We start from the raw sequence: 17832 nt of genomic DNA on the forward strand, positions 1-17832 counted from the left end.
GACAAGGGGAAATGCAAAAAAACTTTTCAACCGTCTCTTTTTTCAACAATGCGGCGAGGAATGTCGCAAAAAACCGCCGTTTTGCTGTTTTAACCGACGAAACGGGGCGCCTGGTGGCATACTGTTAGAGTAGAGAAAAGAAAGGAACGGCATTTATGTCTTTAAGCGCACAGCAACTGGCGGCACAAAAGAACATCTCCTGGGTACTAGCCGAGAAGCTCGCCCAAAAAATACTGACTGGCGAATATCAGCCGGAAAGCATTCTTCCCGGCGAAATGGAGTTAGGGGAGCAGTTCGGCGTGAGTCGTACCGCCGTCCGCGAAGCGGTGAAGACACTCACTGCAAAAGGCATGCTGCTGCCCCGCCCTCGCATTGGCACCCGGGTCATGCCGCGCAGCAGCTGGAACTTCCTTGATAAAGAGCTCCTCTCCTGGTGGCTAACAGAAGATAACTTCGAAGAGGTGGTGAGCCACTTTCTCGTCATGCGCAGCAGCCTGGAGCCACAGGCCTGTTTTCTCGCCGCCGCCCACGGCACCGCAGAGCAGAAAGCGCAGCTCAATACCCTAATGGAAGAGATGATTGCCCTGAAACGCCATTTTCAGCGCGATCGCTGGATAGCAGTCGATATGGCCTGGCATGAACATATCTATGAAATGAGCGGTAATCCTTTCCTCAGCTCATTCGCTTCTTTATTTCATTCGGTCTACCACACTTACTTCACATCAATTACGCAAAATGAAGTGGTGAAGCTCGATCTCCACCAGGCGATTGTCGATGCCATTCTCAACAGTGATGCGCCGGGTGCCTTACTTGCCTGCCAGGCGCTGCTAAACGCCCCCCACCACGTAAATCAATAACAAGGATTTGGCATGAGCGGAAAAAAAGGGCGCAGCATGGCCGGCCTGCCGTGGATTGCGGCGATGGCCTTCTTTATGCAGGCGCTGGATGCCACCATTCTTAACACTGCCCTCCCGGCTATCGCCCACAGCCTGAATCGTTCCCCGTTAGCAATGCAGTCGGCCATCATCAGCTATACGCTGACGGTGGCGATGCTGATCCCGGTCAGCGGCTGGCTGGCCGATCGCTTCGGCACGCGTCGGGTCTTTATCATCGCCGTTAGCCTGTTTACTCTCGGCTCCCTCGCCTGCGCGCTCTCCAGTTCATTAACGGAACTGGTCATTTTTCGCGTCATTCAGGGGATCGGCGGGGCGATGATGATGCCGGTGGCGAGGCTGGCCCTCCTGCGCGCCTATCCGCGCAGCGAACTGCTGCCGGTTCTGAACTTTGTCACCATGCCAGGACTGGTGGGACCGATTCTGGGTCCGGTGCTCGGCGGGGTATTTGTTACCTGGGCCAGCTGGCATTGGATTTTCCTGATAAACATACCCATCGGCGTGATCGGCATTCTGTACGCCCGTAAATACATGCCAAATTTCACAACGCCGCGCCGACGCTTCGATATAACCGGTTTTCTGTTATTTGGCTTAAGCCTGGTGTTATTTTCCAGCGGTATTGAACTGTTTGGCGAAAAAATTGTGGCGACATGGCTGGCGCTGGCGGTGATCGCAGTCAGTCTGATATTGCTCCTGGCCTATGTCCGTCACGCGCGCCGCCATCCTGCGCCGCTTATCTCGCTCTCTTTATTTAAGACCCATACGTTCTCGGTTGGCATTGCCGGCAACCTTGCCACGCGGTTGGGTACCGGTTGCGTGCCGTTTCTGATGCCGCTCATGCTACAGGTTGGCTTCGGCTATCCGGCTATTATCGCCGGCTGTATGATCGCCCCCACCGCTATCGGCTCGATTATTGCGAAATCTACCGTTACCCAGGTGCTGCGCTGGTTTGGCTATCGTAAGACCCTGGTGGGGATCACCGTGTTTATTGGCCTTATGATTGCCCAGTTCTCGCTGCAGTCGCCAGAAATGCCGCTGTGGATGCTTCTTCTGCCGCTGTTCGTGCTGGGGATGGCGATGTCCACGCAGTTTACCGCCATGAATACCATTACCCTGGCCGATCTGACGGATGACAATGCCAGCAGCGGCAACAGCCTGCTGGCCGTCACCCAGCAGCTTTCCATCAGTCTCGGGGTGGCCATCAGCGCTGCGGTGCTGCGCTTCTATGAAGGTTTTGACAGCGCCAGCACCGTAGAGCAGTTTCACTACACCTTTATTACCATGGGCGTGATAACCATCGTGTCGGCGCTGATGTTTATGCTGTTAAGAGCGAAGGATGGCCGCAACCTGATTAGCGAGCGGCACAAACGCTAAGCGGAACCGCGGACCACCAGCTCCGGGGTTAACTGTACGCGCTGCTGTTTTTGCTGCGGGTCGGCCATGCGATGGATCAGCACGTCGATGGCCAGTTCCCCCAGCTCATCTTTCGGTTGATGAATGGTGGTCAACGGCGGCGTCATATAGCGAGCCAGTTCAATATCATCGTAACCCACCAGCGCCATATCCTGCGGGATCTGCAGCCCGGCCTGGTATAACGCCTGATAAGCGCCAACCGCCATGGCATCGTTACCGACAAACACCGCCTGCGGCCGCTGCGGCAACGCCAGCAGCCGCTGCATCGCGCTAAACCCGCCGCCAAACTCAAAATCGCTGGTCACCACGTATCCCTCGGCTACGGGCAGACCGCAGCGCGCCATCGCGGCATGGTAACCTTCAAGGCGCAGACGCGCCGGGGTTTTATCCAGCGGGCCGGCAATGCAGGCGATGTGTGAATACCCTTGATCGATCAGGTACTGGGTCGCCATATCACCACCGAGCAGCGAGTTATCCTGAATCAGATCGCTATCGCCATCAAACGGCGCCCAGTCCATCATGACCGTCGGAACCGACGGATAGCGCTGCATAATTTCCGGAGAGGGTTGGTGGGTCTCAGTGCACAGCAGCAGTAATCCATCGACGCGTTTTTGCATTAACGTCTCCAGATTACGATTCATTCGCTGCTCATCACCTTCCGTATTACAGAGTACGAGACTATAACCCCGCTCAAAGCAGCTGCGCTCCACGCCCCGCACCAGCTCCGAATAAAACGGATTGGTACTGGCGGTGATCAGCATGCCGATGGTGCGGGTTTGATTAAGCTTGAGGCTACGCGCCAGCGCAGAGGGGGCGTAGTTAAGGCTTTTGATCGCGGCGTCGACTTTGGCGGTGATCGCCTCGCTGACAAAGCGGTCCTTATTGATGACGTGTGACACCGTCGATGTGGAAACGCCCGCTACGCGGGCCACATCTTTCATCGTAGCCAAGCATTACCCCTGTTGCGCTAAAAATTCATCGATCTCTGTGCGCCACGGCACGGAAGGCTGCGCGCCTTTGCGGGTTACGGCAATCGCCGCCGCGGCATGCGCAAAGCGGATCGCCTCCGGCAGGTCGGTCCCTTCCAGCAGCGCGGTTACCAGCGCGCCGTTGAAGGTGTCGCCGGCGGCGATAGTATCAATAGCCTGCACACGAAACCCTGGGATCCGGCGGCTTTCGCCTTCGGCACTGAGCCAGACGCCGCGGCTGCCGAGGGTGATCATCACGGTACCAATGCCTTTGGCATGCAGCACGTCGGCGGCTTTTGCCGCATCCTCGTCACTCTCAACGCGAATACCCGTCAGCTTTTCCGCTTCGGTTTCGTTGGGGGTAATGATATCCACCAGCGCCAGCAGTTCATCGGACAGTTCACGCGCTGGCGCGGGATTAAGCACCACGGTGGTCTGATGGTGATGGGCGATTTTCGCCGCCGCCAGCACGCTCTCCAGCGGTGACTCGAGCTGCATCAACAACGCCTGCGCGCTGGCGATCCGCGCTTTTTCCGCCTCTACCTGAGCGACGGATAATGCCGCATTGGCGCCGGCATGAATACCGATGACATTCTCACCTTCGGCGTTAACGAAGATTAACGCCACGCCGGTTGCTTCCCCGGCGACCGCGCGCACAGGCGCCACATCGATTTTATCGCTTGCCAGCTGGCGGCGGATGCGTTCACCGATGTCGTCATCGCCGGTGCAGGCGATAAACGCGATATCCGCCCCGCTGCGCCCGGCGGCCACCGCCTGGTTGGCCCCTTTCCCCCCGAACGCCAGCTGGTAGTGGTTGCCGGTGACGGTTTCACCCGGTGTCGGGAAAGCGTCAAGGTTGAGAATGTGATCGGCATTGATGCTGCCAAGGACGACAAGTTTGCCTGCAGTTTTCATCGTTTCTGTTCCCGGGAAAGCGCGCCACCGGCATCCGGTGGCGCATGCCCTGCTTTTCTTTTTTATATTGTCCCTCGGACCGTTGCCAGTCCGAATCGCATATTACTGCTTAACGACCAGCTTCAGCTCAACCGGGTAGTTAGCCTCCACTTTTTCGCCCTTCAGTACCTTATCAGCAGTCTCAACGCCTTTCGCGCCGATCTGCTCCGGCAACTGTGCGACGGTCGCCGCCAGTTTGCCACTGTTTACTGCTTTTTCGCCATCCGGAGTGCCGTCAAATCCAACCACCATCACATCGGACTTGCCTGCGGTCTGCAGCGCGCGCAGGGCGCCGAGCGCCATTTCATCATTCTGCGCGAACACCGCCTGGACGTCAGGATGGGCGGTCAGCAGGTTCTGCATCACGTTCAGCCCTTTGGTACGGTCGAAATCGGCCGGCTGGCTGGCCAGAACATTGAACTTGTGCGCCGCCACAGCCTGTTTGAAGCCTTCGCCACGCTCGCGCGCCGCGGAAGTCCCGGCAATGCCCTGCAGCTCAATAACTTTCGCACTTTCACCCAGCTTTTTCGCGATGTAATCGCCCGCCATTTTTCCGCCCTGCACGTTGTCAGAGGCGATGTGGCTCACGACATCGCCTTTTGTCGCCTGACGGTCAAGGGTGATGACCGGGATTTTCGCCTGGTTCGCCATCTTCACAGCATTGCCGACGGCATCAGAGTCGGTGGGGTTGATCAGCAACAGCTTCGCGCCGCGCACCGTTAAATCCTGAACGTTAGCCAGCTCTTTCGCCGGGTTGTTCTGGGAATCGAGCACCACCAGGTTGTAGCCCAGTTTGTCAGCTTCTTTTTGCGCGCCGTCTTTCAGAGACACGAAAAACGGGTTGTTGAGAGTAGAGATAACCAGAGCGATGGTGTCTTTGGCCATCGCGTTCGCGCTAACGGTCGCACTTAGCGCAACAGCAGAGACCAGGGTCGCCAGTTTTTTCATATTCATAGTTAAGATGTCCTGTAGAGTTCTCAGTTACTGCTTTTTGTTATCTACCAGTACCGCCAGCAAAATCACCACCGCTTTAACGATCATCTGGTAATAGGAAGAAACGCCTAAAAGGTTCAAACCATTATTCAGGAAGCCAAGGATCAGCGCGCCAATCAGCGTGCCGACAATGCGTCCTTTGCCGCCCGCCAGGCTGGTGCCACCGAGCACGACTGCCGCAATGGCGTCCAGCTCATAGCCTGTCCCGGCCGTTGGCTGTGCGGAGGAGAGGCGCGCCACTTCGATAATCCCGGCCAGCGACGCCAGCATCCCGCACAACGCGTAAACGATAATTTTGACTTTATTGACGCTAATCCCGGACAGACGCGTCGCTGCCTCATTACCGCCAAGGGCATAGATATAACGGCCCAGGCGAGTATGGTGCAGCATGTACCAGGCCGCCAGGAAGACAATCGCCATGATCCATACCGGCGTCGGGATCCCCAGCGGACGCCCGATACCAAACCAGCCGAACAGATCGGCATTATCGCTAAAGCCGGTATTGATCGGGCTGCCGTTGGTGTACACCATGGTCACGCCGCGCAGCAGCAGCATCATCACCAGGGTGGCGATGAAAGCCTGCACGCGGCCTTTCGCCACAATCACCCCGGTGACTGCGCCGATCGCCGCACCTAATGCGAGGGCAGCAGCGACCGCCACCAGCGCATTCACCTCAATGCCAACGATCGACGCCGCCACCGCGCCGGTGAGCGCCAGCAGGGAACCGACGGACAGGTCGATCCCCGAGGTCAGTATGACCAGCGTCATCCCTACCGCCATAATGGCGTTAACGGAGGTCTGCTGCAGAATATTGAACAGGTTATTGACGGTAAAAAAGTTGGGGCTCATGGTCGATACCACCGCGATCAGCACCAGCAGGGCAATCAGCGATTTTTGCTCCATCAGCCACGCTTTCGTGAAATAACGGCGACCAGAAACAGCCTGGGTTGTCATCTTTCTTACTCCTGATTCACACGGTTAAGCTTGCCCACAGCGGCAGCCATCAATACTTCCTGGGTGGCCTGCTCGCGTGTGAATTCACCGCCGAGATGCCCTTCATGCATCACTATGATGCGATCGCTCATGCCCAACACTTCCGGCATCTCGGAGGAGACCAGAATGATGCTCAGGCCATCGGCTTTGAACTGATTGATGAGCTGGTAGATCTCTTTCTTCGCCCCGACGTCGACGCCACGGGTCGGCTCATCGAGGATCAGGACCTTCGGCCGGGTCATCAGCCCGCGGGCGATGGCGACCTTTTGCTGGTTGCCGCCGGAGAGCAGGCCGATCGCCTGCTCCATGGACGGCGTTTTCACGTTAAACAGCCGGATGAAATCACTGACCGCCTGCTGTTCATCTTTATGCTTGAGGCTCCCTCCCGTCCGGCTAAAGTAGCGCAAGGCGGTCAGGGACATATTTTCTTTTACCGACATCCCGAGCACTAAGCCGTCGCGCTTACGGTCTTCGGAGATATAGACAATGCCGTTCGCCAGACCATCCTGCGGCGAACGGGTCACCACTTCGTGACCGTCGAGCGTCACAGAGCCGCTGCTGCGCGGCAGTGCGCCATACAACACTTTCATCAGCTCGGTCCGCCCGGCGCCCATCAGCCCGGCGACGCCGAGGATTTCCCCCTGGCGCAGGGTAAAGGTCACGTTTTCCACGCCCGGGCCGCAGAGATTATCGACTTTCAGACGCACCGCGCCCGGCGCCTTAGCCAGATGCGGATACTGATCTTCCAGCTTCCGGCCAACCATCATTTCGATCAGACGGTCTTCATCCAGCGAGGAGACCTCGCGTTCGGCGATAAACTGCCCGTCGCGGAACACGGTCACGTCGTCGCAAATCTCGAAGATCTCTTTCATGCGGTGGGAGATGTAGACGATGCCGCGCCCCTGCGATTTTAGTTCGCGGATCACGCGGAACAGCGATTCGGTTTCGGTATCGGTCAGCGCGTCGGTCGGTTCATCCATAATGATGACCTTCGACTCGAAGCTCAGCACTTTGGCGATCTCCACCATTTGCTGATCGCCAATCGACAAATCGCCCACCAGCTTCTGGCTGGTAAAACGGAGATTCAGCTTCGCCAGCAGCTTGTCGGCTTCGGCATACATCCGCTTCCAGTCGATTTTGCCAAAGCGGTTAACGAACTCGCGGCCAAGGAAGATGTTCTCGGCGATCGTCAACTGCGGGATCAGGTTCAGTTCCTGATGGATAATGCCGATCCCGGCTTCCTGGGAAGATTTTGGGCCGTTAAAGGTGGTCTCTTTACCGAGCCATAATAAAGCGCCGGCGTCACGGGTGTAGATCCCGGTCAGCACTTTCATCATGGTGGATTTACCGGCGCCGTTCTCACCCACCAGCGCCATCACCCGGCCAGGATAGACATTCAGCGAGGCGCCGGAGAGCGCCTTGACGCCAGGGAACGCTTTATCGATCCCTTTCAGTTGCAATAAGGCTTCCATGACGGCGACCTCAGAACGTAACGCCGGCACAGAGAATGATATTCGCGAACGGGGAACACTCCCCGCTGCGAATTACCGCCTGACTGTCTGCGGTTTGTTTTTTGAACTGCTCATGACTGGTGTAACGAATTTCAATGGTATTTCCCTGGTGCTGCTGCAGCTGCTCAAGATGGTTGAGCAACGTCGCGTGGAGCTGCGGATTATGCGTCTTAATTTCCTCCGCGATGACAGCCGCTTCAACCTGCATTTCCGTCGTCACCACTTCCAGAACCTGCATAAATGAAGGTACGCCCTGGGTTAACGCCATATCGATGCGCGCGCTGCTGCGGGGAACCGGCAATCCGGCATCGCAGACCACCAGCGTATCGGTGTGACCCAGGCGGGAGATGACCGCGGAAATATCAGCGTTAAGTACGGTGCCTTTTTTCATTTTTTCTCTTTTGCTCCACTAGCGAAACGTTTCGCTACAATAATTATTATCAATGTGTGAGCAGAAAACCATCACCAGAAGAGAGAAATGTGATCGCCATCGAAACGTTTCGCGAGACAGCGACAGGACATGACAAACGGAGTGAGAAACAAAAAGCCCTTCGCAACGGAAGGGCTTTTTTGACATCAGATTTCGACCTGAGTACCGAGCTCGATAACCCGGTTTGGCGGGATTTCAAACTGATCCGGCGCGCGCAGGGCGTTACGCTGCAACAGCAGATAAAGCTTGCCGCGCAGACGCAGATACCACGGCCGTTTGCCGATAATCAACGACTCATGGGACATAAAGAACGAGGTCTCCATCATCCGGCAGCTGAGTCCTTCCAGGCCACAGCGATGGAACACCTCTTCGACATTTGGCGTTTCCCGCCAGCCGTAGCTGGCCACCACCCGCCAGAACGAGGGCGACAGCTGCTCAATCTGCACCCGGCGAACGTTATGCACGTAAGGCGCGTCCTCGGTGCGCAGGGTCAGGAGGATCACTCGCTCATGCAGCACCTTGTTGTGCTTCAGGTTATGCAGCAGGGCAAACGGGATCACGTTCAGGGCGCGGGACATATACACCGCGGTACCCGGGACGCGTACCGGCGGCGATTTCTCCAGTGAAGAGATCATCGCTTCCAGCGAGTTGCCGTGCTCGTGCATCCGACGCAGCAGGCGGAAGCGCTCGCTCTTCCAGGTGGTCATCACCGTAAACATCACCAGACCCAGGGATAACGGCAGCCAGCCGCCGGAGACAATCTTATCGAGGTTCGCCGAGAACAGCGGAACATCAATGCACAGGAAGGCCACCAGCATCAGCCCAACGAACAGCTTATTCCAGTGCCAGTTTTTGCGCGCCACCGTTGCCGAAAGGATGGAGGTCAGCACCATGGTGCCCGTTACCGCGATACCGTACGCCGCCGCCAGGTTAGAGGAGTGCTCGAAGCTGACGATGACGATCACTACCGAGACATACAGCAGCCAGTTAATAAACGGGATATAGATCTGCCCGGACTCCATTTCCGAGGTGTGGATGATGCGCATCGGCGACAGATAGCCCAGACGCACCGCCTGACGGGTTAAGGAGAAGACCCCGGAGATCACCGCCTGCGAGGCGATAACCGTCGCCAGCGTGGCGATAATCAGCATCGGGATCAGCGCCCACTCCGGCGCCAGCAGGAAGAACGGGTTTTTAATCGCTTCCGGATGCTTAAGCAGCAATGCCCCCTGGCCAAAATAGTTCAGCACCAGCGAAGGCAGTACGACGGAGAACCAGGCGACGCGGATGGGCAGTTTGCCGAAGTGCCCCATATCGGCGTACAGCGCTTCCACCCCGGTAATCGACAGCACCACCGCGCCAAGCGCAATAAAGGAAACGGTCTTGTACTGTAGGAAGAAGTGCACCGCCCAGTAGGGGTTCAGCGCCTGCAGAACTTCCGGGTTAGCGTAAATGCTTCGCGCGCCAAGCACCGCCAGCAACAGGAACCAGATCAGCATAATCGGCGCAAACAGCTTGCCGACCATCCCGGTCCCGTGCTTCTGGATCATAAACAGCAGGGTAAGCACGATAATGGAGATCGGCACAATCCAGCTATCGAGCTGCGGGGCGATAATTTCTAACCCCTCTATCGCCGACATGACCGAAATCGCCGGGGTTATCACCACTTCGCCATAGAAGAAACTGCCGCCGATCAGGCCGAGGATCACCAGCACAGAGGTCATCCGCGCCGAGGTATTGCGTCCGGCCAGTGACATCAGCGTTAAGATCCCGCCTTCCCCGGCGTTATCCGCCCGCATCACGAAGGTGATGTATTTAATCGATACGGTAAAGATTAACAGCCAGAAAATCAGCGACAAAAAGCCAAAAACGGCATCGCGCTCAACGCCAAAGCCAAACTGACCTGACAGGCATTCACGCAGGGTATACAGTGGACTGGTACCGATATCACCGTACACCACGCCGATGGCCGCCAGCGTTAACGCCGGCAACGATTGTTTATTATCAGTGCTCATAGACTAGTCTTTTCGTTTATAAAACAAATGTGTGCCTAGTCCCTTGGCCCACAAAAAGCGCACAGTATGCACGATTATTTGTGAAATCGTACCCCTAACAGACACCATATTAACCTGGCTCAAAAAAAATAAATCGATTCTTCAGGCTATTACCGCCCCTGCTCTAACATCTATACTCGTCCCAATAACGATACATGACAAAGCACGCAACTCAATTATGGCTCAAACACATTTACTGGCTGAAAGAATTTCCCGACTCAGCGCGGCACTCGAAAAAGGACTCTTTGAACGCAGCCACGCGATACGCCTGTGCCTGCTGGCGGCGCTCAGCGGCGAGAGCGTATTTTTGCTCGGTCCGCCGGGGATCGCCAAAAGCCTGATTGCCCGCCGCCTCAAGTTCGCCTTCCAGCAGGCGCGCGCTTTTGAATACCTGATGACCCGCTTTTCCACCCCGGAAGAGGTTTTTGGCCCACTGTCCATTCAGGCGCTGAAAGATGAAGGGCGCTACGAGCGTTTAACCGCCGGCTACCTGCCGGAAGCAGAAATCGTGTTCCTCGATGAAATATGGAAAGCGGGTCCGGCTATCCTCAACACCCTGCTGACGGCGATTAACGAACGTCACTTCCGCAATGGCGCTCACGAAGAGAAAATCCCAATGCGCCTGCTGGTGGCCGCCTCGAACGAACTCCCCGAAGCCGACAGCAGCCTGGAAGCGCTGTATGACCGAATGCTGATCCGTCTGTGGCTTGATAAAGTGCAGGATAAAGGAAATTTCCGTTCGATGCTGGTCAGCCAGCAGGATGAAAACAGCAATCCGGTGCCCAGCGCGCTGCAGGTAAGCGACGAGGAGTTTACGCAATGGCAGCAGCAGATCGGCAATATCAAACTACCGGACGCGGTGTTTGAGCTGATATTCCAGCTGCGCCAGCAGTTGGATGCCCTGCCAAACGCGCCGTACGTTTCAGATCGCCGCTGGAAAAAGGCCATTCGCCTGCTGCAGGCCAGCGCCTTCTTCAGCGGCCGCGACAGCATCGCGCCGATAGATCTTATCCTGCTGAAAGATTGTCTGTGGCACAACGTCGAGAGCATGCACCTGATGTCGCAGCAGCTGGAAACGCTGATGACCTGCCACGCCTGGCAGCAGCAGGCAATGCTGACGCGGCTCGGGGCGATTGTGCAGCGACGCATTCAAATCCAACAGCAGCAAAGTGACAAAACGGCGCTAAAGGTCACCCGCCTTGGCGGCATGTTTAGCCGCAAGCCGCACTATGAGCTGCCGGCGGAGATCCAGGGATCCACCCTGACCCTGCTGCTGCAGCAGCCGCTCAAACTTCACGATATGGAAGTGATCCACATTACTTTTGAGCGCGAGGCGTTAGCCAGCTGGCTGGAAAAAGGCGGCGAGATCCGCGGCAAGCTCAACGGGATCGGCTTTGCCCAACTGCTCAATATGGATGTCGACACCAGCCAGCATCTGGTCGTTCGCGACGTCAGCCTGCAGGGCTCACGCCTCGCGCTGCCCGGCAGCGCGTCGCAGGAGAACATGCCGGCGGAAATTCGCCAGCAGCTGGAGGCGCTGGACGATGAGTGGCACCAGCAACATAACCGCTTCAGCGAGCAGCAGAAGTGCCTGTTTATCCCGGTCGAGTGGCTGGGAAGAATCGAAGCCAGCCTGCAGGACGTCGGCGCGCAGATTAAACAGGCGAAGCAGCCATGACGCTGGATATGCTGAATGTCATGCTGGCAGTCAGCGAAGAGGGAATGATCGAGGAGATGCTGCTGGCGCTGCTGGCCTCTCCGCAGCTGGCGGTTTTCTTTGAGAAATTTCCCCGCCTGAAAAACATCATCGCGGCGGATATTCCGCGCTGGCGGGAAGCCGTTCGCGCCCGCTTAAAAGAGGTTAACATCCCGCCGGATCTGGACGCCGAAGTACAAACCTATCAGCAGGCTCAACTGCTCTCTACCTCACAGTTTATCGTCCAGCTACCGCAGATCCTCGGCAAGCTGCACCAGCTCCAGTCCCCTTTTGCCGCCCAGGCGCAGAAGCTGGTGGACGACAATGCTACCTTTACCCCGGCGCTGCATACGCTGTTTTTACAGCGCTGGCGCCTGAGCCTGGTGGTGCAAGCCACCAGCCTTAACCAGCAGTTGCTGGATGAGGAGCGCGATCAGTTGCTTAGTGAGGTCCAGGAACGAATGACACTCAGCGGTCAGCTCGATCCGGTGCTGGCGGAGAATGACACCGCCGCCGGACGCCTGTGGGATATGAGTGCCGGCGAACTGAAACGTGGCGACTATCAGCTGATCGTGCGCTATGGCGAATTTCTTAACCAGCAGCCGGAGCTGCTGCAGCTGGCGGAACAGCTGGGGCGTTCACGGGAAGCGAAATCCGTGCCGAAGAAAGACGCGCCGATGGAGACCTTCCGTAGCCTGGTGCGCGAGCCAGCGACGGTGCCGGAACAGGTCGACGGCCTCCAGCAGAGCGATGACATTCTGCGCCTGCTGCCGCCGGAGCTGGCGACGCTCGGCATCACGGAGCTGGAGTTTGAATTTTATCGCAAGCTGGTGGAGAAACAGCTCCTGACTTACCGGCTGCACGGAGACGCCTGGCGCGAAAAAATCACCGAACGCCCGGTGACGCGGCAGGATTTTGATGAACAGCCTCGCGGGCCCTTTATTGTCTGCGTCGATACGTCAGGATCGATGGGCGGTTTTAACGAGCAGTGCGCCAAAGCCTTTTGTCTGGCCCTGATGCGCGTCGCGCTGGCGGATAACCGCCGCTGCTTTATTATGCTGTTCTCCAGCGAAGTGGTGCACTACGAACTGACCTGCGAGGGCGGCCTGGAGCAGGCGATCCGCTTTCTGAGCCAGCGCTTTCGCGGCGGCACCGATCTGGCCAGCTGTTTTCGCGCCATTATTGAACGTCTGCAAAACCCGCAGTGGGTGGATGCGGATGCCGTGGTGATCTCAGACTTTATTGCCCAGCGGTTGCCGGATGAGGTGATTGCGCAGGTGGGGGAGCTACAGCGAAAGCATCAGCACCGTTTTCACGCGGTGGCGATGTCGGTACACGGCAAACCCGGCATCATGCGCATCTTCGATCATATCTGGCGCTTTGATACCGGGTTGCGTAGCCGCCTGCTGCGACGCTGGCGGCGCTAATCGTTACAGCAGCGCGGGAACGCTTTCGCGAACCTGTGCCGGCCATACGCCGCACTGCACCTGGCCGATATGGTCGAGCTGCAGCAGCAGCATCGTCAGGCGAGACTGGCCAATGCCGCCGCCGATAGTCTGCGGCATCTCGCCGCGCAGCAGCGCCTGGTGCCACTCCAGTTGCAGGCGATCTTCGTCGCCAGTCAGCGCCAGCTGGCGTTTTAGCGCCGCGGCGTCAACGCGGATCCCCATTGATGAGATCTCGAACGCATCTTCCAGCACCGGGTTCCACACCAGGATATCGCCGTTCAGTCCGGCAAAGCCTTCAGAAACCTCAGTGCTCCAGTCATCATAATCCGGGGCACGTACATCATGGCGCTTGCCATCAGAGAGTTTGCCGCCGATGCCGATTAAGAAGACGGCGCCCAGCTCTTTGGCAATCGCTCGCTCGCGGCCTTTGGCATCAAGATCCGGATAGCGACTCAGCAGCGCCTGGCTGTGAACAAAGTGGATCTGTTCCGGCAGGAACGGTGTCAGGCCAAATTCCTGGCTGACCGCCAGCTCGGTGGCTTTGATCCCGGCGTAGATCGCTTCGACGGTCGCCTTCAGCGTGCCGACGTGGCGCTCTTCATCCCCCATCACCCGCTCCCAGTCCCACTGGTCGACATAGACGGAGTGGATCGGCGTAAGACGGTCTTCATCGGGGCGAAGGGCCTTCATGTGCGTGTACAGCCCTTCGCCCGCGCTGAAGTCGTGTTGTCCCAGGGTTTGACGCTTCCATTTCGCCAGCGAATGAACCACTTCGAACTGGGCGTCGGGCAGTGTTTTCACTTTCACCTGAACCGCTTTCTCGCAGCCGGACAAGTTATCCTGCGTCCCATCGCCCACGCGGCTTAAGATTGGCGCCTGGACTTCAATCAGGCCAAGCTTCTCTTCCAGCTGACGGGAAAAATGGGATTTAACGAAACTGATCTGGCGTTGTTTTGCGATATAAGCGGTTTTCATTTTTATGACTCCTGCGTCCTGTTGCCATTGATTAAGCAACAAAACAGGCCGCCAATACAATAATCAATCAATAAAAAGGCTCGTCAACTTTTAATTCAACAAAATATAGAGCTAAAATAGTAAGAACCGTCAAACTTCATAAGAAAAAGATATGGAAAATTATCAGATCGACAATCTGGACCGCGGCATTCTCGATGCGCTCATGGCCAACGCCCGTACCGCCTATGCCGAACTGGCCAAACAATTCAGCGTCAGCCCGGGTACTATTCATGTGCGCGTCGAAAAGATGAAACAGGCGGGCATCATTACTGGCGCGCGCATTGACGTCAGCCCCAAACAGCTGGGCTATGACGTCGGCTGCTTCATCGGCATTATTCTCAAGAGCGCCAAAGACTATCCCTCCGCCCTCGCCCGCCTGGAAAGCCTGGAGGAGGTGACCGAGGCTTACTACACCACCGGTCACTACAGCATCTTTATTAAGGTGATGTGTAAATCCATCGATGCCCTGCAGCAGGTACTTATCAACAAGATCCAAACAATTGATGAAATTCAGTCCACTGAAACCCTGATCGTGCTGCAGAACCCGATCATGCGCACCATTAAGCCCTGATCGTTTTTTTTAATCCCACATTTTTCCACAGGTAGATCCCAGCTCGCTCACAGCGTACAATACGCCACTCTGAACAGTTGAGCGGGCGATCGGCGATCTATGGCAGACATTACACTTATCAGCGGCAGCACCCTGGGCAGTGCGGAATACGTAGCGGAGCATCTGGCAGAAAAGCTGGAAGAAGCAGGCTACAGCACTGAAATCCAGCACGGCCCGCTGGTGGACGATCTGCAGGCGCAAGGGATCTGGTTAGTTATCTCTTCCACCCATGGCGCCGGCGACATTCCCGACAACCTGGTTCCCTTCTATGACGCACTGCTGGCGCAGCAGGCCGATCTTTCCGCCGTGCGCTTTGGCGCCATCGGGATCGGCAGCCGTGAATACGACACTTTTTGCGGCGCGATCGATAAATTAGAAGCGGCGCTGAAGGCCTGCGGGGCAAAACAGATCGGCGAGACCCTGAAGATCAACGTGCTGGAACATGAAATTCCGGAGGATCCGGCGGAAATCTGGCTGGGATCCTGGAAAAATTTGCTCTGAGAATTGTAAAGATCGTCCGTTCTTCTGTGGATAACCATGCTTAAAAGCTTGGATCAACCGGTAGTTATCCAAAGAATAACCGGAGTATGGTTTTTGAGCTGTGCATAACCCTTCATTCTGATCCCAGCTTATACGGACCAGGATCACCGATCATTCACAGATAGTGATCCTTCTTAAGCTTTTGATCTTACTTCGTGGATCCGACTTATCCACAAAGAGAGTCGATCCTAATAAGAGATCACAATAGAACAGATCTCTATATAAAGATCTTCTTTTTAATACTCAGGATCCCGGAGTCTTTCTCAAAAGACCAAAGCCGAGTAGAATCCACGGCCCGGGCTTCAATCCATTTTCAAACCGCGTTATGCGAGGCAGACCACCATGTTTTATCAGGATCCTTTTGACGTCATTATCATTGGCGGGGGTCACGCAGGCACTGAGGCCGCAATGGCCGCAGCGCGTATGGGTCAACAGACCCTGCTTTTGACACACAATATCGACACGCTGGGGCAGATGAGCTGCAACCCGGCGATTGGCGGCATTGGGAAAGGACACCTGGTAAAAGAAGTGGACGCGCTCGGCGGTCTGATGGCCAAAGCGATCGATCAGGCAGGCATTCAGTTTAGGATACTAAACGCCAGCAAAGGCCCCGCGGTGCGCGCCACTCGCGCCCAGGCTGACCGCGTGCTGTACCGTCAGGCGGTACGCACTGCGCTGGAGAACCAGCCGAACCTGATGATCTTCCAGCAGGCAGTGGAAGATCTGATTGTCGAAAACGATCGTGTCGTAGGCGCGGTCACCCAGATGGGCCTCAAATTCCGAGCCAAAGCGGTGGTACTGACCGTCGGGACCTTCCTTGACGGCAAAATCCATATTGGTCTGGATAACTACAGCGGCGGACGCGCCGGCGATCCGCCGTCGATCCCGCTGTCTCGTCGCCTGCGTGAACTGCCGCTGCGCGTCAGCCGGCTGAAAACCGGAACCCCGCCGCGCATTGACGCGCGCACCATCGATTTCAGCGTGCTGGCGCAACAGCATGGCGATAACCCAATGCCGGTCTTCTCGTTTATGGGATCTGCCGATCAGCATCCGCGTCAGGTGCCGTGCTATATCACCCACACTAACGAGAAAACCCATGACGTGATCCGCAATAACCTCGATCGCAGCCCCATGTACGCTGGGGTGATCGAAGGGATCGGTCCACGCTACTGCCCGTCGATCGAAGACAAAGTCATGCGTTTTGCCGATCGCAACCAACATCAGATCTTCCTCGAACCGGAAGGCCTGACCTCAAACGAAATTTATCCGAACGGCATCTCCACCAGCCTGCCGTTCGATGTGCAAATGCAAATCGTCCGCTCAATGCAGGGGATGGAGAATGCGCGGATCGTCCGTCCTGGCTACGCTATTGAGTACGATTTCTTCGACCCGCGCGATCTGAAGCCGACGCTCGAGAGCAAATTCATTCAGGGTCTGTTCTTCGCCGGTCAGATCAACGGCACCACCGGTTATGAAGAAGCTGCGGCTCAGGGTCTGCTGGCCGGTCTTAACGCTGCTCGTTTCTCGGCGGAAAAAGAGGGCTGGGCACCGCGTCGCGATCAGGCCTACCTCGGCGTGCTGGTGGATGACCTGTGTACTCTGGGTACCAAAGAACCGTACCGCATGTTTACCTCTCGTGCAGAATATCGTCTGATGCTGCGCGAAGACAACGCCGACCTGCGTCTGACTGAGCAGGGGCGTGAGCTGGGTCTGGTGGATGATGAACGCTGGGCGCGTTACAACGAGAAGCTGGAAAGCATTGAGCGTGAACGCCAGCGCCTGAAATCGACCTGGGTGAACCCTCAGGCTGAGAGCGCTAACGAAGTGAACGCTCACCTGACCGCGCCGCTGTCGCGCGAAGCCAGCGGTGAAGATCTGCTGCGTCGTCCGGAAATGACCTACGAGCAGCTGGTTCAGCTCTCGCCGTTCGCGCCGGGGCTGGAAGATCGGCAGGCGGCTGAGCAGGTTGAGATCCAGGTGAAGTATGAAGGCTATATCGCGCGCCAGCAGGATGAGATCGAGAAACAGCAGCGCAACGAGAATACCTTGTTACCGGCGACACTCGACTACCGTCAGGTCACCGGACTGTCTAATGAAGTGATCGCTAAACTAAATGACCATAAACCGTCGTCGATAGGGCAGGCGTCACGTATTTCCGGGATCACCCCGGCGGCGATCTCTATTTTGCTGGTTTGGTTGAAAAAGCAGGGGATGCTGCGTCGCAGCGCCTGATTGCGGCAGCCTGCCGCGCTGATTTCCCAGTTGCATAATCAGCGTTCGCCTTTATCATTCCTGGCCCGGTAAGCGTTAGCGCC

At 56.8% G+C, this 17832-nt stretch carries 15 protein-coding genes; 7 read left to right on the forward strand and 8 right to left on the reverse strand.

The annotated features are described in order from the left end of the window. Positions 1 to 155: 155 nt before the first annotated feature. Both KHQ24_RS20600 and mdtD read left to right on the forward strand, forming a co-directional pair. Positions 156 to 857, forward strand: a complete 702-nt coding sequence (locus tag KHQ24_RS20600; protein WP_004202329.1) for a FadR/GntR family transcriptional regulator — start codon at positions 156 to 158, stop codon at positions 855 to 857. 12 nt (positions 858 to 869) lie between these two features. Next, the gene (gene mdtD, locus KHQ24_RS20605) at positions 870 to 2267 is read left to right on the forward strand and encodes a multidrug transporter subunit MdtD (RefSeq protein WP_004202328.1); all 1398 of its coding nucleotides are present in this window, start codon (positions 870 to 872) and stop codon (positions 2265 to 2267) included. Here the strand turns inward: mdtD and rbsR are convergent. From rbsR to kup, 7 genes are all read right to left on the reverse strand, one after another. Beyond that, positions 2264 to 3256, reverse strand: a complete 993-nt coding sequence (gene rbsR / locus KHQ24_RS20610; protein WP_004202326.1) for a ribose operon transcriptional repressor RbsR — start codon at positions 3254 to 3256, stop codon at positions 2264 to 2266. The two genes, mdtD and rbsR, sit on opposite strands and share 4 nt — an antisense overlap. Positions 3257 to 3259: 3 nt before the next feature. Further along, entirely contained in the window at positions 3260 to 4189 is a 930-nt protein-coding gene (rbsK, locus tag KHQ24_RS20615) for a ribokinase (protein ID WP_004202324.1), read from the reverse strand. Between the two features lie 102 nt (positions 4190 to 4291). After that, positions 4292 to 5182, reverse strand: a complete 891-nt coding sequence (rbsB, locus tag KHQ24_RS20620) for a ribose ABC transporter substrate-binding protein RbsB (RefSeq protein ID WP_004202323.1) — start codon at positions 5180 to 5182, stop codon at positions 4292 to 4294. Positions 5183 to 5209: 27 nt separating this feature from the next. Then, complete coding sequence (rbsC, locus tag KHQ24_RS20625; protein WP_004202322.1) at positions 5210 to 6175, reverse strand: ribose ABC transporter permease; 966 nt, start codon at positions 6173 to 6175, stop codon at positions 5210 to 5212. Between the two features lie 5 nt (positions 6176 to 6180). After that, entirely contained in the window at positions 6181 to 7686 is a 1506-nt protein-coding gene (gene rbsA, locus KHQ24_RS20630) for a ribose ABC transporter ATP-binding protein RbsA (protein WP_004202321.1), read from the reverse strand. A gap of 10 nt (positions 7687 to 7696) precedes the next feature. Continuing rightward, on the reverse strand, positions 7697 to 8116 hold the full coding sequence (gene rbsD / locus KHQ24_RS20635) for a D-ribose pyranase (RefSeq protein ID WP_004202320.1): 420 nt from the start codon (positions 8114 to 8116) through the stop codon (positions 7697 to 7699). A gap of 185 nt (positions 8117 to 8301) precedes the next feature. Then, positions 8302 to 10170, reverse strand: a complete 1869-nt coding sequence (gene kup, locus KHQ24_RS20640) for a low affinity potassium transporter Kup (protein WP_004202319.1) — start codon at positions 10168 to 10170, stop codon at positions 8302 to 8304. A 217-nt stretch (positions 10171 to 10387) separates the two neighbouring features. Here kup and ravA point away from each other — a divergent pair, with 217 nt between their 5' ends. Further along, a complete protein-coding gene (gene ravA / locus KHQ24_RS20645; protein WP_004202318.1) occupies positions 10388 to 11887 on the forward strand; it encodes an ATPase RavA in 1500 nt (499 codons plus the stop codon). Beyond that, positions 11884 to 13332 carry an ATPase RavA stimulator ViaA gene (viaA, locus tag KHQ24_RS20650; RefSeq protein ID WP_043522904.1) on the forward strand — a complete coding sequence of 483 codons (1449 nt, stop codon included), beginning with the start codon at positions 11884 to 11886 and terminating at the stop codon, positions 13330 to 13332. Before ravA ends, viaA begins: the two co-directional genes overlap by 4 nt. Positions 13333 to 13335: 3 nt before the next feature. Here viaA and asnA read toward each other — a convergent pair whose 3' ends face one another. Beyond that, on the reverse strand, positions 13336 to 14328 hold the full coding sequence (gene asnA, locus KHQ24_RS20655) for an aspartate--ammonia ligase (RefSeq protein WP_004202316.1): 993 nt from the start codon (positions 14326 to 14328) through the stop codon (positions 13336 to 13338). Between the two features lie 151 nt (positions 14329 to 14479). On the opposite strand from asnA, the gene asnC reads away from it, so the two are divergent. The 3 genes from asnC (at position 14480) to mnmG (ending at position 17749) form a co-directional block, all read left to right on the forward strand. Beyond that, positions 14480 to 14938, forward strand: coding sequence for a transcriptional regulator AsnC (gene asnC / locus KHQ24_RS20660; protein WP_002882510.1), 459 nt, complete (start codon positions 14480 to 14482; stop codon positions 14936 to 14938). A gap of 99 nt (positions 14939 to 15037) precedes the next feature. After that, positions 15038 to 15478, forward strand: coding sequence for an FMN-binding protein MioC (mioC, locus tag KHQ24_RS20665; RefSeq protein ID WP_017899651.1), 441 nt, complete (start codon positions 15038 to 15040; stop codon positions 15476 to 15478). Between the two features lie 381 nt (positions 15479 to 15859). Then, positions 15860 to 17749: a tRNA uridine-5-carboxymethylaminomethyl(34) synthesis enzyme MnmG gene (mnmG, locus tag KHQ24_RS20670; RefSeq protein WP_004202313.1), complete on the forward strand. Its 1890-nt coding sequence runs from the start codon at positions 15860 to 15862 to the stop codon at positions 17747 to 17749. Positions 17750 to 17832: the final 83 nt, after the last annotated feature.

Origin of the sequence: Klebsiella sp. 54, from assembly GCF_018223875.1 — a bacterium.
Taxonomy (GTDB): Bacteria; Pseudomonadota; Gammaproteobacteria; order Enterobacterales; family Enterobacteriaceae; genus Klebsiella; species Klebsiella quasipneumoniae.